The following is a 24,809-nucleotide window of genomic DNA, read 5'->3' as shown; positions in this document are numbered from 1 at the left end:
CCTTAATGCAACGCGAGCGGGGGGACAAATGATCCGGACCGATGTCAGAATGCCCACCACCGCCGGCGTGCGCGCCGCTGCCGAGGCGGTGGCGGCGATCCTCCCGCCCACCCCGCTCCTGCCGGTGACGATCGGCGGTGTGACGGCCTGGGTGAAGGCGGACAGCCTGCAACCGATCGGCTCGTTCAAGATCAGGGGCGCGTGGTGGCGGCTTTCTTCCCTGACCGAGGAAGAACGCGCGGGCGGCGTGGTCGCCGTCTCCTCGGGCAATCACGCGCAAGGGGTGGCGTGGTCCGCGCGCCGCCTCGGCATCGGCGCGACCATCGTGATGCCGCACGATGCCCCCGCGGTGAAGCTCGCCAACACCAGGGCGCTGGGCGCCGAGGTGGTGCTCTACCAACGGCCCGGGGAGGACCGGGACGCGGTGGCGGCGCAGCTTATCGCGACACGCGGCGGCACCCTCGTCCATGCCTTCGGCGACCCCTGGGTGATCGAGGGACAGGGATCGGCCGCGATCGAGATCGCCGCGCAGCTGGGCCGGGCGCCGTCGCGGATCATCGCCTGCTGCGGCGGCGGAGGACTGGCGGCGGGGCTGGCATTGGGCGCGCCCGATAGCGCGATCCACCCGGTCGAGCCGGTCGGCTGGGACATGGTCGGCCGCTCGCTCGCCGCCGGAGAGATCGTCGCCGCCGGGCCGGATGCGCCCAGGACCATCTGCGACGCGCTCCAGCCCACCGCGACCAAGCCGATCAACCTCGCCGTCCTTCAGGGCCGCGCCGAACCGGGCGTCGCCGTCACCGACGCGGAGGTGCGCGCCGCCCAGCGCTTCGCCTTCGCGAACCTCAGGCTGGTGCTCGAACCCGGCGGCGCGGCGGCGCTGGCGGCGGCGCTGGCGGGCAAGGTGCCCCTCGACGCCGACACGGTCATCATGCTGACTGGCGGCAATGCCGATCCGGCGGCCTACGCGGCGACCATCGCGGCCGCCGACAAGACTGTGGAAAGCGTCACACGCCCGACACGCTGAGGTCATATCGCAGCGTCCGATTACACCGGAGGGCGCGGCGAAATGGCGACACAGGCGAAGCGGATCATCGAGGAGGCGGTCGTCCGCAAGGACGCGAGGATCAGCGACAAGCTGCTCGACAAGGCCTTCGCCTTCGCCTTCCGGGGCCTCGTCTACGCCCAGATCTGGGAGGACCCGGTGGTCGACATCGAGGGCCTCGACATTCAGCCGGACAGCCGCGTCATGTGCATCGCCAGCGGCAGCTGCAATGCGCTCTCCTACCTCACTGCCGATCCCGCGCAGGTGACCGCAGTGGACCTCAACCGCGCCCATGTCGCGCTCGGGCGGCTCAAGATCGCCGCGATCCGCCACCTGCCGAGCCACGAGCGCTTCCACCGCTTCTTCGCGCACGCCGATCACAAGGAGAACGCGGCGGTCTACCGCGAGATGATCGCCCCGCACCTCGATGCCGAGAGCCGGGCCTATTGGGAACAGCGCGACATTCGCGGTCGCAAGCGCATCTCGTATTTCACGCGGGGTATCTATCGGCAAGGATTGCTCGGCAATTTCATCGGTCTGGCGCACGTTTTTGCCAAGCTTTACAAGATCGACCTCGCCAAGCTGCTGGAAGCCACGAGCCTCGAGGAACAGCGTGCGGTGTTCGAGCGCGAGCTGGCGCCGGTGTTCGAGAAACGCTTCATCCGCTGGCTCACCGACCAGCCTGCCGCGCTGTTCGGGCTCGGCATCCCGCCCGCGCAGTTCGCGCACCTTGCGGGTGACGAGCGCATGGCCGAGGTGCTGCGGCGGCGGCTGGAAAAGCTCGCCTGCGACTTCGAAGTGAAGGACAACTACTTCGCCTGGCAGGCTTTTGGCCGCGGCTATGCGCGCAGCACCGGCGCCGCCCTTCCGCCCTATCTCCAGCGCGGCAACTGGGAGGCGATGAAGCAGCGGGTGGACCGGCTGGAGGTCACGCGCGCCAACATGGTCGACTGGATCGGCGCGCGCGAGCCTGCGAGCATGGACCGCTTCGTGCTGCTCGATGCGCAGGACTGGATGAACGACCAGCAGCTCGATCGCCTGTGGAGCCGCATCACCCGCGCCAGCCGTCCGGGGGCGCGGGTGCTGTTCCGCACCGCCGCCGAGCCCTCGCTCCTGCCCGGCCGTCTTGATGAGAAGATCTTGAGGAAGTGGCGCTACCTCGATGAATTGTCACATGATCTCACCCGCCGTGACCGCTCGTCGATCTATGGCGGCGTTCACGTCTACGAGCTGGCGTGATGGCGAGCCTCGGCACCTCCCACGCCGCGCTGATGGACGAGGTCTATCGCGGGCAGCGGCACATCTATGATTTCACCCGGAAGTATTACCTGTTCGGGCGCGACACGTTGATCGCGGGGCTCGCGGCGGCGCCCGGCGCGCGGGTGCTCGAGATCGCCTGCGGGACGGGGCGCAACCTTGCGACAATCAGCCGGGCATGGCCGGGCGCCCGCCTTTACGGCATCGATATCTCGTCGGAAATGCTCAAGAGCGCGCGGGCCGCAGTGGGCGGTCAGGCGCGGCTTGCCGAGGGCGATGCCTGCGGCTTCGACAGCGCCGCCCTCCTCGGCGAGGCGCGGTTCGATCGGATCGTCCTGTCCTATTCGCTCTCGATGATCCCGGACTGGGAGCGCGCGCTCGATCATGCCGCGGGCCTGCTCGCACCGGGGGGCGCGCTGCATATCGTCGATTTCGGCGATCTGTCCGGACTGCCCGGCCCCGCGCGCAGGCTGCTCGAGGGTTGGCTCGCACGGTTTCACGTCGCGCCGCGCAAGGCCCTCCCCGCCGCTGCGGCGCGCAGCGCCTTGGGGCGGGGGCTCCATCTCACCAGCCGCCACGGACCCCTGGGATATTATCAGCTGCATATCCTGCGGGCGTGACATTCCGCGCGGCCCATCGCTGCGGAACACGGCATTTGCCGCAAGCGCGGTGCGGCTCCCCGCGCTCCCAACCCACATTAGGGCGCGCGCCGGTCGGCAGGGGCAATCCCTTCGTGCGCCGCGGGCGCCGGCCGCGCCCCCCTGTGCCGACGCCCGCGCCGCACCGCCGCAGCGGTGAGGCCTGGTCGAGGAGCAACGAGCCCGATGTTCGCAAGCCGATCTCCCAGCCACGAGGCATCCGCATGACGAGCCCGCGCCTTGCGCGCATGGTGCTCGCCTTCGGGGCCGGGGTTGCGCTGATCGCGCCGCGCGTCGTCGCCGGGCAAGAGCGCGGGGATGCGGGCATCCGCTCCGCGCAAGTCTTCGCAAAGGTGCAAGGGGGTTAGGGGCAGGCGCGGTGGCTGCGCGGATGCAGGCTCCCGCGGAGCCCGTCAGAGCAGGGCGCGCCCCACGAGAAAGATTCCCGTCCACAGGGCGATCGGCAAGCCGATGAGCAGCGCGATGCGCACGGGCGGGGGCAGCTTTTCCTCTTTGCGGCGCACCTTGACCCGGCGGCGGCGCAGGCGCGGTTCCTCGCCGCTGGAGGGGTCCGGGCCGCTGGTCGGCGCGTCGTCGTCGATGGCCATGTGCTGATCCCGCTCCTGCCTCGCCTGTCGCAGCGACATCCGATGTAGTGGATCCGGGTGATCCGGCAAGCGCGAAAGGGCGCGCTGCCCGGCTTGCGGCAGGGTGGCGGCAGCCCGGGCAAAGCCCCCGCCAGACCGGGGCCAGCCCCCTCCCAGCGGGCGCCAGCCCCCCCTCAGGCCCCCTCCAGCCCCGCCTTTGCGGGGTGTTTCACGTGAAACATCGCCGCTTCGCCGTGCGCCCGCCATTTTTGACGGGCGCACCGGCGCGTTTGCGGCTATGGGCCCGGCTCGACCGTGCGCGGCCCCCTGATGGCGCCGCCCGCCTCCTCCCCGGCGACCTGCCCTCCCCCTGCCCGGCGGCGCCCCTTCAAGACGAGTGTTTCATGACCTTCCCCGCGCTCCCCGCCACCATCGAAGCCGCCCTCGCAACGCGCGGCTACGCCGAGGCCACCCCTGTCCAGGCCGAGGTGCTGCGGGCGGGCGCAGCGGGCCGCGACCTTGTCGTCTCGGCCCAGACCGGCTCGGGCAAGACGGTCGCCTTCGGCCTCGCAATGGCGCCGCAACTTCTTGATGATGATGGCAAAATCGGCTTCGCACCGGCGCCCCTCGCGCTGGTCGTCACCCCCACGCGCGAACTTGCACTGCAGGTCAGCCGCGAGCTCTCCTGGCTCTACGAGCGCACCGGCGCAAGGGTCGCGACCTGCGTGGGCGGCATGAACCCCTCGGCCGAGCGCAAGGTGCTCGGGTCGGGCCCGGCGATCGTCGTCGGCACCCCGGGGCGCCTGCGCGACCACTTCGAACGCGGCGCGCTCGACCTGTCGGCGCTCGCCGTCGCGGTGCTCGACGAGGCCGACGAAATGCTCGACATGGGCTTCCGCGAAGAGCTCGAGGCGATCCTCGACGCAACGCCGGAAACGCGCCGTACCCTGTTGTTTTCCGCGACAATGCCCCGCCCGATCGAGGCGCTCGCCCGGCGCTACCAGACCGATGCGCTGCGCATCGCGACGATCGGCGAAGGTGGCCGCGGCCACGGCGACATCGCCTACCAGGCCGTCACCGTCTCCCCGCCCGAGGTCGAGAACGCGGTGGTCAACCTGCTGCGCTTCCACGAGGCCGAGACTGCGATCCTGTTCTGCGCCACGCGCGAGAAGGTGCGCCACCTCCACGCGACGCTGCAGGAGCGCGGCTTCGCGGTCGTGGCGCTGTCGGGCGAGCACTCGCAATCGGAACGAAATCAGGCGCTTCAGGCGCTGCGCGATGGGCGCGCGCGGGTCTGCGTCGCAACCGATGTCGCCGCGCGCGGGATCGACCTGCCGACGCTCAGCCTCGTCGTCCACGTCGAGATCCCGCGCGATGTGGAGACCTTGCAGCACCGTTCGGGCCGCACCGGGCGCGCGGGGCGCAAGGGGATTGCGGTGCTGATCGTCCCCTTCTCCGCCCGCCGCCGGGTCGAGGCGATGCTGCACCGCGCGCAGATCGCCGCCGCGTGGCAGGAGGTGCCGGGCCGCGAGGCGATTGCGCACAAGGATCGCGAGCGCCTGCTCGGCAAGCTCCTCGCGCCCACCGAATTCGACGCGGCCGACCGTGAGCTTGCCCGCCAACTGCTCGAGGAACGCAGCCCCGAGGATATCGCCGCGATGCTCGTCCACGCCCACCGCGCACGCCTGCCCGAGCCCGAGGAAATCGCCGCCAATTCGCGCGAGGCGCAGAAGGAACGGCACCGCCCCGGTTTCGAGGACACGGTGTGGTTCCGCATGGACCTCGGCCGCCGCGAGGGTGCCGATCCGCGCTGGTTGCTGCCGCTGATCTGCCGCCGCGGGCACATCACGAGGAACGAGATCGGCGCGATCCGGATCGGCCAGGCGGAGACGTATTTCCAGGTGCCCCGCGCCATCGCCGACAAATATGCCGCCGCCGCCGCCCGCACCGCCGAGGGCGAGGAAGATGCCGTGCCGATCGAGCGTTCCGACGCCGGCCCGCGCGAAGCCGCGCGCACGAACCGCCAGCGCCGCCCTTCGCGCAGCGCCGCGGACAACGCCTTTGTCAAGGCCAAGGCGCCGGCGCGCAAATTCGCCAAGGCGAGCGGTGCCGCTGCGCGCCCCGTGCCGGCCGGACCGGGACCCAAGCCGGGCAAGCCCGCCCACAAGCACAAGCGCAAGTTCAAGCACAGCTGAGCGCCGGGCTCCACTGAGGTTCCAAGCGGGTGCCAAGACATCATTTGTGATTGGCCCGCCCGGCGTAAGGTGCTGGAGCGCCATCCGTGTCGCCGGACGTCGCGCCGGTGGAAGGAGAAGAGATGTCACTGGAAAACAAGCGCATCCTCGTCGTCGAGGACGAGTTCCTGCTGGCCCGGGAATTGACCAAGATCCTCGAAAGCGCCGGCGCGCTTGTGGTCGGGCCCATTCCGTCGGCCGCCCGCGCGATGGCGCGGCTGCGCGAAGAGACGGTCGATGCCGCGGTGCTCGACATCAACGTGCGCGGCGAGGATGTGGAGCGGCTGGCGGATGCCTTGAAAGAGCACGCCGTCCCCATGATCTTCGCCACGGGCTACGAGGATCACCACGTCCGGCGCAACCACCCTGACGCACCGTGCCTGCCGAAGCCTGTCGATCTGGAAAAGCTCGTCACGCTGCTCGGCGAGGCGCTCGGCTGAACTGGGCGGGCGCCTCTCGCGGATCAGAACGTCACGGAAGCAGAGGCTCGCAAGGTCCGCGGCGAGCCTTGGAGCAGCGCCGGGGCGAAAGCATCGAAGGCCGAGGCCCAGTGGTTCCGATCGAACAGGTTGTCCGCCGTCACCCGCAGGGTGATCGGCGCACCGCCCGCAGCAAAGACGTAGCGTGCGCCTAGATCGAGAGTGGTCCAGGCTTCGAGCTTAAGCCGATTGGCGGCATCGGCGAACTGCTCGCCGGTGTGCGTGACGCGGCCGGTGAGCGTGAAGCCGGGTAGGAAGGGCAGGTCCCATTCGACATTGCCGTTGAATGTCAGATCCGGCACCCCGACCACTTCGCGCCCGTCCACCAGCGCGGTATCGTTGACCGCGAGGCCGGTGATCAGCCGCAGGCCGGGCACGATCTCGCCGTTGAGCGTCGCTTCGATCCCCCGGTGGCGCTGCTTGCCGACATAGGCGAAACGCCGGTCCGCACCGACGCCGGTCACCCCCTCGCCGGGCCGCGCGATGCGGTAAAGCGCGAGGCTCGCGAACATCCGGCCGATCGCATACTTCGCGCCAACCTCGAACTGCTCCGAAACGCGCGGGGCAAGCACCGTTCCGGCATTGGCGAGCGCGGGATCGAGCGGAGCGAGCGGACCCTGTTGCAGCGCCTCGATGTAATTGCCGTAGAGCGACAGCCCTTCGGCAGGCTTGATCACGACGCCCGCCACCGGGGTCCAGCGGTCCTCGTCATACAGATCGGTGCGCGCGCCGCCGAAATAGTCGAAGGTCTCGGTGCGGATCTCCTGGTAGCGCACCCCGCCGGTGAGTAGCACCTTGTCGGCGAAGAGCCCCACCGTGTCGGAGACGAACAGGCTCGCAAGGCGGTTCCTGACGATCGGGAAAGGATCGTCGAGATCGCCGCCGACGAGGGTCGATGCCGGCAGAGGCAGTTGCGCGGTGTTGTAGAGATTTGTGGCAAAGCCCGCAAAGCCCGGCCCGTAGCGGAAATCATAGGCGTTGCGGTTGACCTGCCAGTTGATGTTGCCGCCCGCGTTCACCTCGTGCGTGGTGGCGCCGAGTGTCAAACGGCCGCGAAAGCCTGCCTCGATGCTCTCGTTGTTGTCGGTGCGCGGCACGAACAGGGCGTTGCCGTTGGCGGCGCCGGTCGCGGCATCGAGCACGGTGATCCCGCCATAGACCCCGTCCTCGCGCCCGTCGCGCGCGCCGGCGCGGGCGTAGAGCATGGCGTCCTCGCCGATGTCGTATTCGAGGTTCAGCGTGCCGAAGAGATCGCGCAGTTCGGTGAAGGTATAATCCTGCGCGTAATTGGCGCGGCTGTCCGGCAGGCGCGGGATGAAGCCGCCGATCGTCACCTTGGGCCGCAGGCTGTCGACCCGCACTTCCTGATAGGCAAGATCGAGCACCGCCCGGAAGGGCCCGCTGTCGTAATCCAGCGCCGCGCCGAGCACCTGCGTGCGGCGGTCTTCGCGATCGATCGCCACCTCGCCGTCGCGCCAGGCGCCGTTGACACGCAGGCCCCATTCGCGGCTCTCGCCGAAGCGGCGCGATACATCGACGCTGCCGCCGACATGGGCGTCGCCGACGAAGCCGGCCGTCACCCGCGTCAGGTCCTGACGGCCAGCGCGCTTCAGGCCGAGGTTGACGCTGCCGCCCAGCCCCGATCCGCCGGGCGCCGCGCCGTTGATGAAGGCGCTGGAGCCGTTGAGCACCTCGACGCGCGCGAACAGTTCGGGCGCGATCAGCTGGCGCGGGGCGATCCCGTAGAGGCCGTTGACGCCCACATCGTCACCGAACAGCGCGAAGCCGCGGATCACGAACTGCTCGGCCGCATTGCCGAAGCCGTAGGTGGTGCGCACGGTCGGATCGTTGTCAAGCACCTCGCCGAGCGTCAGCGGCTGCTGGTTGGTGATCAGCGTCTCGTCGTAGCTGCGGATCGAGAAAGGGAGGTCCTCGGCCGGCATCGGGCCGAACACGCCCGCCTCGCCGCCGTTGATGACCTGCGTCGCGTTGGCGCGCTGGGCGGTGACGACGATTGCGGCGGCGTCCTGCTGGTCCTGCGCGGCGGCGGGCATGGCAAGGGCAGCGGAAAGGCACGGGGCAGCGAGCAGGTAACGGGTCTCGATCATCGCGATGCTTTCAAAAAGGTCCTGGCGGGAAAAGAAGAGGTCAGCCGCGCCGGTGCCACGCGACGGCGGCGGCGAGCAGCGGGAGGGACAGGAGCGCGCTCGCCGCGACATCGTGCCAGCCCTCGCCGGCAAGGCCGATAACCAGCCCCGCAAGGCTCGCGGCGAGGAGCAGCAGCGGCAGCGCGAAGATGTGCGCAAGGCTGCGGGACGCGGTGCGGGCGGAGGGGACGTGCTTCACGCGGCCGCGCCCGCCGCGGCGCCGCTCGCGATCTCGTCGATGCGGCGCTCGATCCGGCCGGGCTCGGACCGCAGCCACAGCATCACGCCCGTCCACAGCACCCAGATCGTCGCAAGGTCGAGCAGCGCCCAGAGCACCTTCAGCGGCAGCCCGCCGTAGTCGCCGAAATGCAGCGGCTTCGAGAGCATCAGCGCCTGGTTGAGCGCGGGCATATCGCGGGTGTCGGTCGGGGTCGCATCGCGCGCGTCGATCAGCGCCGGGGTCAGCAGGAACTGGGTCAGCGGCCGGTCGCCCTGGAAGAACACGGCGTAATGGTGCGCGGTGCTGAAGGCGCCGCCGGGGAAGGCGATGAACTGCGGCGCGCGGCCCGGCAGGGCGTCCTGCGCCGCGCGCATGGCCGCATCGAGCGATGCGTATTCGGCGGGCGGGATCGGAGCGGCGTCCCTGTAGCGGGCGGTCATCGCGGCAAGCTCGCCATTCTGCCACTGTGCCGTCAGCGGATCGGCGAGCGTGTTGATCACCCCCGTCAGCCCTACGACCAGCGCCCAGCCGAGCGTGACGATGCCGAGCAGATTGTGCTGGTCGAGCCTTCTTACCCGGTGGCTGCGTCCGGTGCGCAGCGTGCCGAATGCGAGGCGGCGCATGAAGGGCGCATAGAGCACCGCGCCGGAGACGAGCGCCGCCACGAACAGCGCGCCCATCGCGCCCAGAAACAGCATTCCGGGCAGCCCCAGGAACATGTCGGTGTGGAGCGACAGGATGACATCCATCACACCGCCCGTCGGCGCAGGGCCGAGCGGCCTGCCGGTCGCTCGGTCGAGGAAGAGCAGCGTCATGTCGCTCTCGGCAGCGTCGGGCCGTGGTCCCGTGGTGACGGTCAGCAGCGGGGTGTCATTGCTGAAGGCCATGAACAGCGGGACCTCGCCCGGCCGCTGGGCGAGCGCCGCCGCGAGCATGGTGTCGAGCGGCAGTCCGCCGGTGGCCGAAGCCGGGCCCTCGAGTTGCGCAGCGTGATCGTCACCCAGAAGCCCGTCGATCTCGTCATGGAAGATCAGCGGCAGGCCGGTGATGCAGAGCATCAGCAGGAACAGCGTCGAGACGAGGCTCGTCCACTTGTGGACCAGAAACCACATCCTGATGGTGGATCGCCTCACGTCGCCTCCGCACGGTCAGAGCGCGGGATCGATCCTGTCCCGCCGCAAGCCGCTGCTAGGGATGCGCCCTCAACGTGTCAATGATAATCATTTGCAAAAAGCAGGTGAGCTCACATCGGCCCTTCCCCGCCAAATAGGAAAGTCAGGCGTGCTGAAGCCATACCGCAAGTGCGGCGGTCACCGCGTCCGGAGCCTCCATTGGCGCCATGTGGCCGCTGTCAGCGAAGATCGTCATGTGCGCGCCCGGAATGGCCGCCGCGATGGGATGGTGCTGGGATGGCGGGCTCCATTGGTCGTGTTCGCCCACGCCGACCAGAACCGGACAGGCGATCTGCGGCAGCAGCGGCGCGGCATCGCGGCGATGCAGCAGCGCGGCGATCTGGGCGCGGTGGATCGCCGGGCTCATCCGCTCGACCATCGCATAGAGCGCCGCGCGCAGCGCTCCGTCGCGCGCCAGCCGACCGGGCGCGACCATCGGCGGCAGCCAGGCATCGGCGAGAGCTGTCATCCCGTGCCCGGCGCTGATGTCGAGCATCACCTGGCGTTTTTCGGCTTCGTCGGGGGACGGGGGATGCACGCCGGTGTCGAGCAGCGCCAGCCTCGCCACGCGCCCGGATGCCTGTCGCCACACCTCCAGCGCCACGCGGGCGCCCATCGAATGGCCCGCGATCGCAAAGCGCGGCGGTGCCGTTGCGAGGATATGGGCCGCCATGGCTTCGAGACGGTCGAAGCGCGTGCAATCGGGCACGATGACGGGATGACGCGGCGAAAGCGCGGCGATCTGGTGCGCCCACACGGCCTCGTCGCACAGGAGCCCCGGCACGAGCACCAGCGGCTCGGGCGGCAGCGTGCTCAAGGTTCGATATCCGACAGGGGCACGCCGTCCACGACGACCGGCGCGGCCTCGATCAGCACGAAGGCGATCCGGCACACCTCGCTCGCCGAAGGGTTGCGCCAGAGGTGGACCGTGCCGCGCTGGACGACGATGTCTCCTGCCTGGGCGGAGGCTACCGCCCCTTCGTCCAGCTCCAGCTCGACCGCGCCGGACAGAACAATGCCGTAATCGATGCTGCTGCTGCGATGGAACGGCGACTGGCCGCCCGGCAGCATATCGACGATCCGGAGCACCGAGCCGCGATGCAGCGTCAGCGCGGCATCGCGCAGCCGCCCGTCGGTCTCGTCATTGTTGTCGGCCGGCACGCTGGCGGTTGTCCAGACGAGACTGAAGGCCGCATCGCCCGACGGGATCGGCTCGACCGGCAGCAGGTCGTCGCTGCGGATCACCGCGCGGCCCTGCGCGTCGTGACCGGTGACGATCCGGCGAACGGGCGGCGAGCCGCTCACCCCCTCACCACCTGCTGGTCGATGGCGCCGAACAACAGGCCGCCGTCCCGCAGACGGCATTCCATCCGGACCCGGTCGCCGAAGCGCATGAAGCCGGTGCGCGCCGCTCCTTCATCCAGCATCTCGATCCCGCGCCGCTCGGCGATGCAGGTGGAGCCGACCTCGCGGAAGTTGGCGTTGGACACCGTGCCCGAACCGATGATCGTGCCTGCGCACAGCGAGCGGGTGCTGGCCGCGTGGGCGACGAGTTCGTGGAAGCCATATTCCATCGGCCCGCCTTCCGCCTTGCCGAATGGCTCGCCGTTCCAATCGACCGCCAGCGGCAGGTGAACGCGGCCTTCGGCCCAGGCATCGCCCAGCGCATCGGGCGTGACTGCGAAGGGCGCCACCGAGCAGGCGGGCTTGGCCTGCACCCAGCCAAAGCCGGTCTTCATCTCGATCGGCGCGAGCGCGCGCAGCGACCAATCGTTGATCTGGACGATCAGCTTGATGTGACCGAGCGCCTCGCGCGGGCTCACGCCCATCGGCACGAAATCGGTGATGATGCCGAACTCGCCCTCGAAATCGATGCCGTCCTCCTCGCGCGGGAAGGGAACGTCGGCGGTGGCGGACAGGAACCTGTGCGACAGGCCCTGGTACATCAGCGGGCGGCCCGGCGGCGGCGGTTCGGTGCCGAACAGGGTCTCCATCAGCTCGCCGTGGCTGCGATAGGCCGACCCGTCGAGCCATTGCCACGCGCGCGGCAGCGGCGCGGCGAAGGCGATGGCGGACGTGTCCTCCCCCTCGCCCGCCGCGAGCCGCTCGGCAAGGCCGCGCAGCTGCGGCTCGGCCTCGGCCCAGTTGTCGAGCGCCGCCTGCAAGGTTGCGGCGATCGTGCCGGCGCCAAGGTAGCGCAGGCCATCGGCGCTGACGACGACCAGTGCCCCGTCCGGCGTGCCGTTATCGATGGTGGCGAGCTTCATGCGTATATCCCTTTGTGGATCACAGGTCGGCAAGCGCGCGCGAGACGAGCGCGGAAAGATCGCCATCGTGGACGAGCCCCAGCGCGTCGGCTGCCGGCGTGGCGAGCGGGGGCTGCGCGCCGAACGCGGCTTCGATGGTGGGATCGGGGTCATGGCCCGCAAGCGACGGGTCGGCCCCGGTCTGGCGCGCGACTTCCTCGACCAGATCGCCCATGCGCACCCGCAGGGCAGGCAGATTGAGCCGGGTCGAGGGCGGATCGGCAGGACAATCGAGCGCCGTCGCAAGTTGCTCCACCAGCGCCCGGCGCGACAGCAGCCATGCGGTCGCCTCGGCCGAAACCGGCAGCGTGATCGGTTCGCCGGCCTTCAACGCATGGAACAGGTTGCTGAGGAAGGCGGACTTCATGCCCGAGGGCGCCGCCGGACGGGCGACGATCCCCGGCAGTCGCACCGACAGCCCGCGCACCGCGCCGCGCCGGGTGAGCGTCGCGACCCACTCCTCCAGCATCGCCTTGTGCGCGCCGTAGCGCAGCATCGGGCGCGGCGGCGTGGTGTCGTCGACATGGGGCGGCAGCGCGTCGCCGAACACCGCGATGCTGCTTGCGAAGAGCAGGCGCGGGACATTGCCGTGGGCGGCGGTGGCATCGAACAGCGCCATGGCCGCCGCCAGGTTGACACGGGCCGCAAGCGCCGGCTCGGCCTCCGCCGCGCCGCCGGGGACGGTGGCAAGGTGAACGACTGCCGAGATCGGCCGGGCGGCGAGGCGCGCGATCAGTGCGGGATCGTCAAGCTCGCCGGGGATCGCCGTGACGCTGGGGAGGCCCGCGAAGTCCATGGCGGTGCGATCGGTGGCGATGACCGCGCGGGAGCGCGCCGCCAGCGCGCGCACCAGCGCCGCGCCGACAAAGCCGCCCGCGCCGGTCAGGAGGACGGGGCCCGGTTCAGCTGCCATCGGTGATCGACGTGCCGCCATCGACGGCGATGTGCTGACCGGTGATGAAGCTCGCCCCCGCCGAGGCGAGGAACAGGCAGGTCGCAGCGACATCCTCGACCTCGCCGACGCGGCGCAGCGGGGTCATCGCGAGGCGCCTTGCCATGAATGCCTCGTCGGCGATCAGCGGCCCGGACAGCGGCGTGCGGATCAGCCCCGGTGCCACCGCGTTGACGCGCACGCCCCGCGGGCCCCATTGCACCGCGAGGTTGCGCGCCAGTTGCGCCACCCCGGCCTTGGCGAGCGCATAGGCGTTGATCGCCGCGTTGCCGCGCAGCGCCGAGAGGCTCGACATCAGAATCACGCTCCCGCCCCCTCGAGCGGCGATATGCGGCAGCGCCAGGGCTGTCAGCGCCACCATCGAACGCAGGTTGATCGCCATCACCCGGTCGAAATCGTCGAGTGCCCAGCTGCCCGCCTCGCCCGTGATCCCGGCGTTGCATATCAGAATGTCGATGCCACCGAAGGCATCGCGCGCGCTCTCGACGATGTGCGCGGGCGTGCCGGGCGCGGCGAGATCGCCGGTGACCGCGTGGACGCTGCCACCCGCCGCGGCCAGCGCAGCACCCGCGGCGGCGACTTCCTGCGCATCCTCGCCGCATAGCACCACATGGGCGCCTGCGGCTGCGAAGGCCTGTGCGATGGCAAACCCGATGCCCCGCGTCGATCCGGTGACGATCGCCGTGCGGCCGGCAAGGTCGAAAGCCTCCGGCCGCATCGCTCAGTCTTCGATGATCGCCACCGCGCGCGTCCAGCCGGCCGAGGCCCCGCGAATCTTGTGCGGGAAGCAACTGACGGTGAAGCCGTGCGGCGGCAGGGCCTCGAGGTTGTGGAGCTTCTCGAGGTGGCAATAGCCGATGTCGCGTCCGGCCTTGTGTCCCTCCCAGATCAGCGAGGTATCGCCGGTCTCGGCGACCTTTTTGGCGGTGTGGCTGAACGGCGCGTCCCAGCTCCATGCATCGGTGCCGGTCACGCGGACGCCGCGTTCGAGCAGATACATGGTCGCCTCGTAGCCCATGCCGCAGCCGATGTTGACGAAATCGGGATTGCCCACCGCGCCGCCGGCAGCGGTGTTGACCAGCACGATGTCGAGGGGCTGCAAGTCGTGCCCGATCCGGGCCAGCTCGGCCTCCACGTCCGCGGCGGTGACGACATAGCCGTCGGGGAAATGCCGGAAGTCCAGCTTCACCCCGGGGCAGAAGCACCATTCGAGCGGCACCTCGTCAATGGTGATGGCACGCTCGCCGCCGTTCATGGTCGGATGGAAATGCCACGGCGCATCGAGATGCGTGCCGTTGTGGGTGGTGAGCGTCACCCATTCGGCGGCGGCAAAGCCCGCTCCGTCGATGGTGTCCTCGGCGGTGACGCCGGGGAAGAAGTGGCCCAGTTCCGCCACCGTGTCGGCGTGCTGCTGGTAAGTGATCTTGGGCCGCATGAACGGCGGATCGGTGATGACGTCGTTCTCGAGATAGATCGACAGGTCGACGAAGGTGCGGGCCATGGGCTTTCCTCTCGCGATGTTCGGGCGGTTTCAGCCGTCGGTCCAGTTATAGACCAGCGGCGCCTCGCGGAAGGCGAAGCGGTCGATGTGCCGCTCGAGCGCGCCCTTCAGCCCGTCGCGCTGGCCTTGCGCGCTGGCGTTGATGGTGCACAGCAGCGCGGTGTCATCCGCGTCGAGCGTCACCAGCGCATCGGCCGGCCAGTCCGCCCCGCGCACGTCCTTGGCGAAGGTGATTTCGCCGTGCAGCTTGTCGTAGCTGACCGGCAGATTGTGCTCCCAGTGCTTGCACACCTGCTGGAGATACTTGCTGGCGTGCGCGGTGGGAATGCGGGCCACGCTGCTGAAGGTCGTCATGCGGTTGCCCCTCCGAGCGTTTCGGCGAACCAGTCGGCGATCAGGTCGCGGCCATAGGCCATGTTGTCCGCGCCGACGTGCTCGACCCCGCCCTCGCGCGCGGTGAAGATCACCTTCTCGCGGCGCGGCGAGTTGACGAGCTGGTCGTAGAGGTCGTCGGCATAGGCGACGCTGATCTGCCGGTCCTCGGCGCCGTGCGTGACGAGGAACGGGACGGTGATGCGGTCCATGTGGCCGTTCAAGTTCATGTCGGTGGACTTGGCGAGGAACTCGTCCATGTCGCTCGCACCGAAGGCCCACATCACGTGCGCCCAATAATGCGGCACCGGGTTCTCGCCCTCGCGCTGCATCCGCTTGTCCTGCACCTCGCGCCAGTTGTGGTTCGCGCCCCACACCGCGCCGCTCGCGAAGCGCGGCTCGTAGGCGACCGCGCGCGGCGCGAAGTGGCCGCCCAAGCTGATGCCGGTCATGCCGACCCGCTTCGGGTCGACATCGGGCTGCCCCTCCAGCCAGTCGACCGCCTTCGCGGCCCAGTTCTCGCTGTGCGGATCGACCGGCAGGCCCTGGAGGCGCAGCGCCTCCCCCGATCCGGGCTGGTCGACGCACAGGGTCGACACCCCGCGCCGCGCCAGCGCCTCGGGCAGGCGCGACCAGTAGAGCAGCTCCTTGCAGCTATCGAGCCCGTTGCAATAGACCACCACCGGATGCGGCCCCGGCCCTCCGGCGCGGGTGTAGAGCGCGGGCATGGTGCCCTGCGCCAGCGGGATTTCCACCCGTTCGCGGTTGATCCGGCCGAGCCGCGTCGACCGGTCGAAGGTCGCCCGCGCCTTGGCGTAGGTCTCCTTGCGGCCCGGCTGGCCGTGGCCCTGCATCCGCTCGGCGGTGAACAGGTAGAGCGCGGCGCGCTCGAGCTTGTTCGAGGCGCTGATCGCGCGCCCCTTCGCCTCGTCCTCGTCGGCGAGCGCGATCAGCTTGTCGCCCATCATCGCCCATTGCTGCATGAACGCCGGCGTGCCGACATCCGCGCCGCCTGCCGCCGCATCGCGGATCGGCGCGCACATATCGATGACCTCGCCGATCTGCCCGCCGCTCTCCATCGCGATCGCGACGGAGAGGTTCCAGATGTAGTTCGGGAAATATTCGAACAGGGCCAAGGGTCACACTCCCGCAGGCTGGAACAGGCCCGCGTCGGGCGCCGGGTGCGGCATGGTCTGCGGTCCGCCGACCCCGATCCCCCACTGGTCCATGACGAGCGGCGCGGGCGGATGGACCTTCGCCTCCCATGTCGCATCGTCGACCTCCTCGAGCTCGGAGGTGTATTCGACTGCGAAACCACCCGGCGTGGTAAAATAGCTGAAGGTGTTGTTCCCGGCGGTGTGGCGGCCCGGACCCCAGCGGATGTCCGTGCCCTTCAATTTCAGGCGGTGGATGCCGCGCATCATGTCGTCGACGCCGAGCATGTCATAGGCGACATGGTTGAGGCACGGCGGGCCCGGCAGGATGGCGATGCGGTGGTGGGCCGAATTGCAGCGCAGGAAGCACATGAAGTCGCCCAGCCAGTCGCTCACCCGGAAGCCCAGCACGTCGGTGAAGAAGCGCACCATTTCCTGATGATCGGGCGAATGCAGCACGATGTGGCTGATCTTCAAGGGGATGCCCTCCCAGCGGGTCAGCTCGCGTGCGGTGCCGCGGGCGACGTCGCTGGAGATCTCGAAGGGGAGCCCGTCCTTGCTGAAGAAGCGGAAGCCGTAGCCGCCGCCCAGCGTGTCGAGGTCGCGCGGCGCGAAGACGATCTGGCAGCCGTAAGCGGCGACCCTTGCGTGCAAGGCATCGACATCGGCGCGACTATCGGCCGCCAGCGTGATGATGTCGATGCGCTGCACCGCATCCTGGCGCAGCCGCACCACATAGAGCTCGTCGTGCCCCTGCGTCGCGAAGTGCAGCATTCCGTCCTTTTCGCCCGCCTCTTCCAGGCCCCACACGTCGCGGTAGAAGGCCGCTTCGGCAGCCAGGTCGGCGACGGCATAGCCGACATGGCGGATTTCGCTTACTCGGGACATCGATCAACTCCAGAACGTCGGCGGCAGCCGTCAGATTGGTTCTGCCACCTTCATGAACATCTCGCGGGTCGCAGCCGCGTTATCGACCAGCGGGCCCTTGCCGAGCTGGCCGAAGCAGATCGCGCGCGAGGCCTCGACGATGTAGCGGCAGCGTGCGAAGCGGCGGTCGCGGTAGGATTGCAGCGCGGGCTCGATCGCGTCGGCGGCGGTGAGTTCCTCGGCGAGCACCACCGCGTCCTCGATCGCCATGCCCGCGCCCTGCCCGAGGTGCGGCGTGGTGGCGTGGACGGCATCGCCCAGCAGCACCACCCGGCCCTTGTGCCAAGGCCCTTCGAGCAGCAGCCATTCGAGCGGCTTGTAGACCACCTCGTCATCCTCGGTGATCTGGTCCGCCAGCGCCCGGATCGCGGGCGAGGGAACGCCGGCGATCTTGCTGCGCATCGTCGCGGCGAGATCCTGCGTGGCATAGCGCGGATTGTCGGACTCGGGCGTGGTCACGTACATATACATGAGTTCGTCCGAGAGCGGCACGAGCCCGATCCCGGTCTGCCCCTCGTAGGCCTGAAGCCCGATCACATCCGGGGTTCGCCGGAAGTTGTAGCGCCACACCGACTGGCCGGTGAACTCGGGCGGCGGCGCGTCGGGGAAGATCGTCGCGCGCGTCTGCGAATAGAGGCCGTCGGCGCCGATCACGAGATCGTAACGCCCGGACGTCCCGTCGCTGAAGGCCACCGAAACGCCCTCGCCATCGTCATCGATCGCGGTCGCAGTGAGCCCGAGACGCACGCTCGCACCCGCCTGCTTGGTCCGGTCGCCGAGCACCTTGTGCAGGGCGCGCCGCCCGATGCCCACGTTGCCGGGATAGCCATCCACCAGACGGGGCGTGGGGATGTCGGCGACGCATTGCCCGGTGGGGATGAAGACCTGCACCCGGTCGAAGCCGAAGCCTGCATCGAGGTAATCGTCGATCAGCCCGAGTTCGGCCATCGCCCGGATGACATTGCCCTGCTGGATGATGCCGACGCCGTAGACGGACCAATCGGGGTCGCGCTCGATCACCTCGACCGCATGGCCCTTGCGGCGCAGAGCGATGGCCGACGTCAGCCCGCCAATCCCCCCGCCCACGATCAGAATGTGCAACTGCTGCACCTTTCGCCACCTCTCTCGCCTTGACCGACGGGGGCTCGCAAACCCCTCTTGGGGCGAGATATAGGGGCGGCAGAAAATCTGTAAATTTGATTGTTTTTATGACTGCGTATCGATTTCGCTGATGGTCCGCAGCTCGCCGCGCAGCCACGACAGGCCTTCGTCCTCCGCCCGCGCGCGGTTGAACTGCATCATCTCGCGCATCACCGGAAAGGGAAACGGGACGGGCGCGATGGCCAGCGGGAACATCCCCGCCATGCGCCGCGCCAGCCGCTCGTGCATCAGCGCCACCCGATCGGTTTCGATGAGCAGCCAGGGCACCAGCGTGAACGACGACGCGGCGACCTCGAGCCGGCGTGGATGGCCGAGCTTCTCCATCACGTTGTCGGCGAAAGAATTGGTGCGCTGTTCGCCCATCAGCACACCGACGTGCCCGGCACTCAGCAGATGGTCCAGCCCGACCTCGTCCGCGAAGATCGGGTTCCGGTTCCAGCCCACGACCACGTGGCGCTCCTCGAACAGGAGCTCGGCCGGCTGCTTGGTGCCGATGAACTCCTCGGGCGTGATGAGTAGGTCGAACTTTCCCTGCGCGATCAGCTCGCTGCTGTTGTCGGAAGGCAGGACCACCTCGATCCGGATCCCCGGCGCGATCCGCGCAAGCCGACGCGAAAGCGGCGCGATCACGGCGGCCGTGATGTAATCCGATGCGATCAGCCGGAAGACGCGCTGCGTGGTGGCCGGGTCGAAACTGGTCGAGGTGGTGATCACCGCGTCGATCCGGCGCAAAGCGTCCTGCACCAGCGGCACGAGCGATTCCGCATAGGCCGTGGGGAACATCCGCTTGCCCTGCACGACCAGCAGCTCATCCTCGAAATAGTCGCGCAGGCGCCCCAATGCGGCGCTCATCGCCGGCTGGCTGAGGTTAAGCTTCGCCGCCGCCCGGCTGACACTGCGCGCCTCCATCAATTCATGGAAAGCCACCAGCAGATTGAGATCAAGCCCCTTGAACCGCATTCGCCACCTATCCAGCCAATTTGTGCAAAATCATCTAAACAAAAAATTTTAGCAATGGGCCGATTCCAATCTAGTCTCGCGCATCAGCAAGACCGGCAATCCGCAAGGATCAACCGGCGCGACAGGGGAGATTGCGATGAAAGCCATTCTGCTGGCGGGGAGTATGCTCGCCGGGTGCCTGCTGACGTCACCGGCCGCTGCCCAGCAGGCCGACGAGACAGGCGCCGAGACGCCGTCCGAGGGCCTGGGCGAGATCATCGTCACCGCGCAGCGGCGCGAGGAGAACCTGCAACGGGCTGCGCTTGCGGTGACGGCGGTGACGGGCGATGATCTCATCAAATCCGGGATCACGGACACGGTCAACCTCGGCAGGGTGGTGCCCTCGCTGTCAGTTCAGCCGTCGGCGGGCACGACCAGCTTCTTCCTGCGCGGGGTCGGCACCAACGCGCAGAACTCCTTTGCCGAGAACGCCGTCGCCTTCAACTTCAACGGTGTCTATGTCGGCCGGCCCACCGCGCCCATCGGCGTCCTCTACGATCTCGAGCGGGTCGAGGTGGTCAAGGGGCCGCAGGGGACGCTCTATGGTCGCAACGCGACCGGCGGCGCGATCAACGTCCTGCCCCGCACGCCGGTGCTCGGCGACTTCGGCGGCGAGGCGACCCTCGAATACGGCAACTACGACCTGAAGCGGGGCTCGGCCGCGCTCAACCTCCCGATCGGGGAGAATGTTGCGCTGCGCATCGCCGGGCAGGTGGTGGACCGGGACGGCTACCTCTCGGACGGCTACGACGACAATCGCGGCGAGGCGATCCGCGCCTCGCTGCTGATCGAGCCCTCGGACCAGTGGTCGATGCTGCTGGTCGCCGATTTTTTCAACCAGCACGGCCGCGGCCCGGGCGCCGTCCTGCTGCCGGAAGCGCGCTACGCGGTGCCGCCGCTCGACGACCTGGTCGGCCTTGCCGATCCGCGCGCGCAGGCCGCAATCCGCACCCTCGCCTCGCGGCTCACCGCCCCGCCCTTCTGCGGCGGTGTGGGCGGCTTCGTCACCAGCGGGTGCGTTTCGCTGGCGGCCACCGACGGCTTCCTCGACAACCAGTTCTTCGGCATCAGCGCGACCGTCACCGGCGATCTCGGCTTCGGCACGCTGACCGTCATCCCCGCCTACCGGCGGTCCGACGTCAATGTGCTGTCCTACGTCACCGGCTTTTCCGGGACCGTCAAGGATCTGGCCGAACAGACCTCGCTGGAGGTCCGGCTCGCCTCGAATGACGATCAGCGCCTGCGCTACGTCGCGGGGCTGTTCTATTTCGGCGAGAACCAGGACACCGAGAATTTCTTCCGCCAGGGCGCCCTGTCGACCACCCGCTTCACGCCGCGGCTCAGCACGGTCAGCCTCGCCGCCTTCGGCCAGTTGACCTTCGACATCACTGACACGCTGCGGCTGGTCGCGGGCGGTCGCTATACCAAGGAGGACAAGGACCAGCTGACCTCCGTTGCGGCGGGCGGTCGTCCCGGCCCGGTCGAACCCCCGCTCAGTGCGCCCTTCACGGGCGCGCTGTCCTTCGAGAAATTCACCTGGAAGGCCGGGCTGGAATGGGACGCGGGCCCGGCGTCGCTGGTCTATGCGAACGTCGCAACCGGGTTCAAGTCGGGCGGCTTCTTCGTCGCCGAACCACCCAACAACACCTTCGCGCCCGAGCTTCTGACCGCCTACACCATCGGCACCAAGAACCGCTTCGCGGGCAACAAGCTGCAACTGAACCTCGAGGCGTTCTACTGGGATTACCAGGACCAGCAGATCACCTTCGTAGGCGGCGTGCGGACGGCGGGCGGGCTGTTCGCGCAAGGCTCGACCACGGTCAACGCCGGGCAGGCCACCATCTATGGCGCGGAACTGGAGGCCCGCTTCGCGCCGAGCCGGAACGATCTGTTCAGCCTCGACGTGCTGTGGATGAAGGGCAAGTACGACAAACTGAGGACCGCCAACTTCTCGGGCACCGGCGCTCCGGTGGCGACCGGGTGCACCGTGGTCGGCAACCGCCTGGCGAACCCGGGGATCAACGCCGCGCGGTTCTTCGATATCGACTGTTCGGGCCGGCCGACGGTGCAGTCGCCCGAATGGGTCGTCAACATCGCCTACGAGCGGACCTTCAACCTCACCGACAGGCTCGACCTCATCTTCGGCGCGCGCGGCAACATCGAGAGCAGCCGCTTCATGAACTCGAACTTCCGCCCGGAAGAGCGCCAGGGTGCCTTCGCGATGGCCGATGCCTACCTCACCATCGATGGAGGCGCATGGAGCCTGACCGGGTTCATCAACAACATCACCGACGAGCGCATCATGGCCCGGGCCGGCACCCGCCCGATCCTCGATCTGCCGGTGGCGGCGCTGCGCCCGCCGCGCACCTACGGCGTGCGGCTCGGGGTCAACTTCTGATGCGCCGGGGGCTGACGGCGCTGGCGCTCGCGGCCTGGCTGGCGGCGACACCGGTGCAGTCGGCACCCACGGAGATGAAGCCCTCACCCGCCGAGGACGCCTTCATCACGCTCGGCACGATGGGCGGGCCGGTGCCTTCGCCGGACCGCTCGCAGCCGGCCAATGCCCTGCTTCATGCCGGTAGGGTCTATCTGGTCGATGCGGGCGACGGATCGGTGGGGCAACTCGCCCGCGCAGGGATACTCCTGCCCCGCGTGCGGGCGGTGTTCCTCAGCCACCTCCACGCCGATCACACCGGCGGCCTGTCCGCGGTGCTCGCGCTGCGCAACCAGACCAACCAGCGCCAGCCGATCACGATCTATGGCCCGCCCGGCACGCGCGAACTGGTCGCCGGGCTGGTCGCGGCGATGCAGCCCGCCGCCCGTGCCGGCTACGGTATCCCCGGCCAACCCTGGCAGGCCCCGGCCGAAACCGTGAACGTGATCGAAATGCGCGACGGCGCGACGCTCTCAGTCGACGGGATGCGCATCACCGCCGTCCAGAACTCGCACTACGACTTCGCACCCGGCAGCATCGAGGACCGCAACTACCAATCCTTCTCGTTGCGCTTCGATCTGCCGGGCCGTTCGATCGTCTACACCGGCGATACCGGCCCCAGCCCTGCGGTCGAACAGCTCGCCAGGGGCGCGGACCTGCTGGTCAGCGAGATGATCGACATGGGCGGGACACTCGCTGTTGTGGACCGCAATTCACCCGATATGCCGGCCGAGGCGCGGCGGCAGCTCGAACAGCATCTGTCGACCCACCACCTCACCCCCGGTGCCGTCGGCCAGCTTGCCGCGCGTGCGGGTGTCGGTGCGCTCGTCATCACCCATTTTGCCGCCGGCACGCCCGACCCGGACCGGACCGCGCGCTACCTCGCCGACATCCGCACCCACTTCGCGGGACGCGTGACACTGGCGAACGATCTCGACCGGTTCTGACGCGGGACCGTCCTCGGCCCCGCCCGCCATGACACCCGGGGCGGTGACGGCGTGGCCGAGCGCGCCGAAGCCCTGCACCCGCAGCACCACCGGGCGCCGACGTACTGAGGGCATCGCCAGGCACGTTGCAGGTCGAACCCGCGCCTGCGCCGGGCCATACTCGTCGCAGACCCTGTTCAACCGCTTCGCGAATGGGCTAGCCTCCGCCCTTCACGGCTAACCCACAGGGATCGCACCGAATGCAGACACGATTGCTTACAGCGCTGGCCGCGCTGACTCTCCCCGCTCCGCTCGCCGCGCAGGGTTCGCAGCCCGCTGCAACAGCAGCCCCTGCCGCAGCGGACGGTTGGCGGACATTCGCCACCGAGGCCTATCGCGGCAAGCGGGATTCTGTGAGCTTCGTTGATCCGGACCACGGCTGGTACGGCACCGGCGCGGGCGATCTGTTTGCCACGACCGATGGCGGCGCGACCTGGACCAAGGTCGCCAGCCGCCCCGGCACCTTCGTGCGCGCGGTCGGGTTCGTCGACCGGCTGGATGGCTTCATCGGCAATATCGGCACCGACTATTACCCGGGCGTCACCGACACCACCCCGCTCTACCGCACCCGCGACGGCGGCAAGACGTGGGAGGCGGTCGATACGGGCGCGGCCACCATCAAGGGCGTGTGCGCGATCGACATCCTCAAGACCCAGCGCATCTATCAGGGCACGCTCGTGCCGCGCACGGTGATCCACGCCGCCGGGCGCGTCGGAGGGCCGACCGGCATCCTGCGATCGGTGGATGGCGGCGACACGTGGAGCGTGATCGACATGGCCCGGCACGCCGGCATGATCCTCGACGTCACGTTCTTCGACGAGAACACCGGCCTTGTCTTTGCCGCCACCAATGCCGATCCCGCTCAGGCCGAGGGGCTGGTGCTGCGCACCGAGGACGGCGGCAAGACGTGGAAGGAAGTCTATCGCTCGGGCCGCCGGTTCGAACTCATCTGGAAGGCGAGTTTTCCCGAAGGCTCCGACACCGGCTATGCCACGGTCCAGTCCTACGACCCCGAACGCGCCACCCAGCTGGTGATCCGCTCTGACGACAGGGGCAGGACTTGGCGGGAGATCGAGATGGCGCAGGACAAGACCGCACGCCAGTTCGGGATCGGATTCGTCTCCAAAGACGTGGGCTTCGTCGGCACCGCCGCCGGGGGCTTTGCCACGAAGGACGGCGGCCGGACGTGGGAGCGCGCGCCCATTGCCCGCGCGGCGAACAAGTTCGAGACCGTGCCGACCGACAAGGGCGTGCGCGTCTACGCGATCGGGACAGAGGTTCAGGCCATCGATCTCCCGCTACTGCCGAAACGGTGACCGGATCGGGCTTCCCCTTCGTCGGCTTGGCGAAGCGAGGCAACCTGCGCCCCGTTCGGCGTGCCTTGGCAATGCCGGCTGGAGAAAGTCCTATGGTAGCTGAGGAAGGACAAGAAGATAGCCGTAATTACGTGATTTTTCAATTTTTTTTTGGCCGCACTCTTCTCAAGATACCCCCTCTGGTACCCCCATTGGCTTATCTCATCAGTCAAGACGCAGGATCTCAAGCCAAGCGCTTGTTCGTGCTCCCAAACCGGAATTAGCAGAAGGACCGGATGAGGAGCTAAATTTTCCGTCGGGAGAATGGGCGATCAGCATCCGGGACGGTATGCAAACCTTCCGTCACGAGAACCATGACAGACCTGATCACGCCGGATTATCGACAATCGGTACATTCCAAAAAAATTTATGCGCTCATGAAACATTCCTCGTGCCGTGCGCTTTGACCCGTTGCACTGGCTCTGACCCGCCGTGCCCCGATAAACTGTGGCCTTCATCAGCAAATGCTGATGAAGGCCATTTTTTTCACCCTAATTGATCGGATTGGTTCATTCACTAGCAAGCAAAGATACAAAAGTTTTCAGATCGTGCTGGAACAATCCCATATTTTAACTCTTATACCTCGCACTCAATGTGGAGATCACGAAATGAACCTCATCATCATTCTTATCGTCGGCGGGATCCTCGGATGGCTGGCCAGTATCGTGATGCGCACTGACGCGCAGCAGGGCATTTTCCTCAACATCGTCGTCGGCATCATCGGCGCTTTGGTTGCCGGCTTTCTGGTCACCCCGCTGATTGGCGGCGCGCCGATCACCAGCGGCGCTTTCGACATTCGCTCGCTCTTTGCATCGTTCATCGGCGCGGTGATCTTGCTGGGTGCGATCAACCTCTTCCGTCGTGGCCGCGTGCGCTAATTCACGGC

The 24,809-nt window shown here is 68.4% G+C and carries 25 protein-coding genes; 10 read left to right on the top strand and 15 right to left on the bottom strand.

Annotation, left to right across the window (positions count from 1 at the left end; all coding sequences use genetic code 11):
- The first annotated feature begins 28 nt into the window (after nucleotides 1-28).
- The 4 genes from OPU67_RS04305 (at nucleotide 29) to OPU67_RS04290 (ending at nucleotide 3,305) form a co-directional block, all read left to right on the top strand.
- Nucleotides 29-1,024, top strand: coding sequence for a threonine ammonia-lyase (locus OPU67_RS04305; protein ID WP_267617824.1), 996 nt, complete (start codon nucleotides 29-31; stop codon nucleotides 1,022-1,024).
- 42 nt (nucleotides 1,025-1,066) lie between these two features.
- A complete protein-coding gene (locus OPU67_RS04300; protein WP_267617822.1) occupies nucleotides 1,067-2,281 on the top strand; it encodes a DUF3419 family protein in 1,215 nt (404 codons plus the stop codon).
- The gene (locus OPU67_RS04295; RefSeq protein ID WP_267617820.1) at nucleotides 2,281-2,919 is read left to right on the top strand and encodes a class I SAM-dependent methyltransferase; all 639 of its coding nucleotides are present in this window, start codon (nucleotides 2,281-2,283) and stop codon (nucleotides 2,917-2,919) included. Before OPU67_RS04300 ends, OPU67_RS04295 begins: the two co-directional genes overlap by 1 nt.
- A gap of 242 nt (nucleotides 2,920-3,161) precedes the next feature.
- The gene (locus tag OPU67_RS04290) at nucleotides 3,162-3,305 is read left to right on the top strand and encodes a hypothetical protein (RefSeq protein WP_267617817.1); all 144 of its coding nucleotides are present in this window, start codon (nucleotides 3,162-3,164) and stop codon (nucleotides 3,303-3,305) included.
- A gap of 45 nt (nucleotides 3,306-3,350) precedes the next feature.
- On the opposite strand, the gene OPU67_RS04285 is transcribed toward OPU67_RS04290, so the two are convergent.
- A complete protein-coding gene (locus OPU67_RS04285; RefSeq protein ID WP_267617815.1) occupies nucleotides 3,351-3,545 on the bottom strand; it encodes a hypothetical protein in 195 nt (64 codons plus the stop codon).
- A 383-nt stretch (nucleotides 3,546-3,928) separates the two neighbouring features.
- On the opposite strand from OPU67_RS04285, the gene OPU67_RS04280 reads away from it, so the two are divergent.
- Entirely contained in the window at nucleotides 3,929-5,719 is a 1,791-nt protein-coding gene (locus OPU67_RS04280) for a DEAD/DEAH box helicase (protein WP_267617813.1), read from the top strand.
- Between the two features lie 86 nt (nucleotides 5,720-5,805).
- Nucleotides 5,806-6,198: a response regulator gene (locus tag OPU67_RS04275; protein ID WP_267617811.1), complete on the top strand. Its 393-nt coding sequence runs from the start codon at nucleotides 5,806-5,808 to the stop codon at nucleotides 6,196-6,198.
- A 23-nt stretch (nucleotides 6,199-6,221) separates the two neighbouring features.
- Here the strand turns inward: OPU67_RS04275 and OPU67_RS04270 are convergent, their stop codons facing one another.
- The 14 genes from OPU67_RS04270 to OPU67_RS04205 all read right to left on the bottom strand — a co-directional run bounded on the left by OPU67_RS04270 (nucleotide 6,222) and on the right by OPU67_RS04205 (nucleotide 19,109).
- Nucleotides 6,222-8,345, bottom strand: a complete 2,124-nt coding sequence (locus OPU67_RS04270; protein WP_267617809.1) for a TonB-dependent receptor — start codon at nucleotides 8,343-8,345, stop codon at nucleotides 6,222-6,224.
- Nucleotides 8,346-8,385: 40 nt separating this feature from the next.
- Complete coding sequence (locus OPU67_RS04265; RefSeq protein WP_267617807.1) at nucleotides 8,386-8,583, bottom strand: hypothetical protein; 198 nt, start codon at nucleotides 8,581-8,583, stop codon at nucleotides 8,386-8,388.
- Nucleotides 8,580-9,737, bottom strand: coding sequence for a PepSY-associated TM helix domain-containing protein (locus OPU67_RS04260; RefSeq protein ID WP_267617805.1), 1,158 nt, complete (start codon nucleotides 9,735-9,737; stop codon nucleotides 8,580-8,582). Before OPU67_RS04260 ends, OPU67_RS04265 begins: the two co-directional genes overlap by 4 nt.
- A 142-nt stretch (nucleotides 9,738-9,879) precedes the next feature.
- On the bottom strand, nucleotides 9,880-10,593 hold the full coding sequence (locus OPU67_RS04255) for an alpha/beta fold hydrolase (protein ID WP_267617803.1): 714 nt from the start codon (nucleotides 10,591-10,593) through the stop codon (nucleotides 9,880-9,882).
- Complete coding sequence (locus tag OPU67_RS04250) at nucleotides 10,590-11,081, bottom strand: cupin domain-containing protein (RefSeq protein ID WP_267617801.1); 492 nt, start codon at nucleotides 11,079-11,081, stop codon at nucleotides 10,590-10,592. The genes OPU67_RS04255 and OPU67_RS04250 overlap by 4 nt, the downstream gene beginning before the upstream one ends.
- Nucleotides 11,078-12,043 (bottom strand): fumarylacetoacetate hydrolase family protein, encoded by a 966-nt coding sequence (locus OPU67_RS04245; RefSeq protein ID WP_267617799.1) that lies wholly within the window; start codon nucleotides 12,041-12,043, stop codon nucleotides 11,078-11,080. Before OPU67_RS04245 ends, OPU67_RS04250 begins: the two co-directional genes overlap by 4 nt.
- 19 nt (nucleotides 12,044-12,062) lie before the next feature.
- Nucleotides 12,063-12,995, bottom strand: coding sequence for an NAD-dependent epimerase/dehydratase family protein (locus OPU67_RS04240; protein WP_267617797.1), 933 nt, complete (start codon nucleotides 12,993-12,995; stop codon nucleotides 12,063-12,065).
- Nucleotides 12,985-13,752: an SDR family NAD(P)-dependent oxidoreductase gene (locus OPU67_RS04235; RefSeq protein WP_267617794.1), complete on the bottom strand. Its 768-nt coding sequence runs from the start codon at nucleotides 13,750-13,752 to the stop codon at nucleotides 12,985-12,987. The genes OPU67_RS04240 and OPU67_RS04235 overlap by 11 nt, the downstream gene beginning before the upstream one ends.
- 3 nt (nucleotides 13,753-13,755) lie before the next feature.
- Nucleotides 13,756-14,535, bottom strand: a complete 780-nt coding sequence (locus OPU67_RS04230) for a cyclase family protein (protein ID WP_267617792.1) — start codon at nucleotides 14,533-14,535, stop codon at nucleotides 13,756-13,758.
- 30 nt (nucleotides 14,536-14,565) lie between these two features.
- A complete protein-coding gene (locus tag OPU67_RS04225) occupies nucleotides 14,566-14,889 on the bottom strand; it encodes a DUF2218 domain-containing protein (protein ID WP_267617791.1) in 324 nt (107 codons plus the stop codon).
- A complete protein-coding gene (locus tag OPU67_RS04220; protein ID WP_267617790.1) occupies nucleotides 14,886-16,043 on the bottom strand; it encodes an alpha/beta hydrolase family protein in 1,158 nt (385 codons plus the stop codon). The genes OPU67_RS04225 and OPU67_RS04220 overlap by 4 nt, the downstream gene beginning before the upstream one ends.
- 3 nt (nucleotides 16,044-16,046) lie before the next feature.
- Nucleotides 16,047-16,949 (bottom strand): VOC family protein, encoded by a 903-nt coding sequence (locus OPU67_RS04215; RefSeq protein WP_267617788.1) that lies wholly within the window; start codon nucleotides 16,947-16,949, stop codon nucleotides 16,047-16,049.
- A gap of 30 nt (nucleotides 16,950-16,979) precedes the next feature.
- Complete coding sequence (locus OPU67_RS04210; RefSeq protein WP_267617786.1) at nucleotides 16,980-18,098, bottom strand: FAD-dependent oxidoreductase; 1,119 nt, start codon at nucleotides 18,096-18,098, stop codon at nucleotides 16,980-16,982.
- A gap of 96 nt (nucleotides 18,099-18,194) precedes the next feature.
- Nucleotides 18,195-19,109, bottom strand: a complete 915-nt coding sequence (locus OPU67_RS04205; RefSeq protein ID WP_267617784.1) for a LysR family transcriptional regulator — start codon at nucleotides 19,107-19,109, stop codon at nucleotides 18,195-18,197.
- Nucleotides 19,110-19,245: 136 nt separating this feature from the next.
- On the opposite strand from OPU67_RS04205, the gene OPU67_RS04200 reads away from it, so the two are divergent.
- The 4 genes from OPU67_RS04200 (at nucleotide 19,246) to OPU67_RS04185 (ending at nucleotide 24,801) form a co-directional block, all read left to right on the top strand.
- Nucleotides 19,246-21,546, top strand: a complete 2,301-nt coding sequence (locus OPU67_RS04200) for a TonB-dependent receptor (RefSeq protein WP_267617783.1) — start codon at nucleotides 19,246-19,248, stop codon at nucleotides 21,544-21,546.
- Nucleotides 21,546-22,529 carry an MBL fold metallo-hydrolase gene (locus OPU67_RS04195; protein ID WP_267617781.1) on the top strand — a complete coding sequence of 328 codons (984 nt, stop codon included), beginning with the start codon at nucleotides 21,546-21,548 and terminating at the stop codon, nucleotides 22,527-22,529. Before OPU67_RS04200 ends, OPU67_RS04195 begins: the two co-directional genes overlap by 1 nt.
- Before the next feature lie 239 nt (nucleotides 22,530-22,768).
- On the top strand, nucleotides 22,769-23,884 hold the full coding sequence (locus OPU67_RS04190) for a WD40/YVTN/BNR-like repeat-containing protein (protein ID WP_267617780.1): 1,116 nt from the start codon (nucleotides 22,769-22,771) through the stop codon (nucleotides 23,882-23,884).
- A 647-nt stretch (nucleotides 23,885-24,531) separates the two neighbouring features.
- Nucleotides 24,532-24,801: a GlsB/YeaQ/YmgE family stress response membrane protein gene (locus OPU67_RS04185; RefSeq protein ID WP_267617779.1), complete on the top strand. Its 270-nt coding sequence runs from the start codon at nucleotides 24,532-24,534 to the stop codon at nucleotides 24,799-24,801.
- Nucleotides 24,802-24,809 lie beyond the last annotated feature (8 nt).

The organism is Erythrobacter sp. WG (assembly GCF_026586795.1).
Classification (GTDB): Bacteria; Pseudomonadota; Alphaproteobacteria; order Sphingomonadales; family Sphingomonadaceae; genus Erythrobacter.
This window is presented reverse-complemented; position numbering and strand designations above follow the sequence as displayed.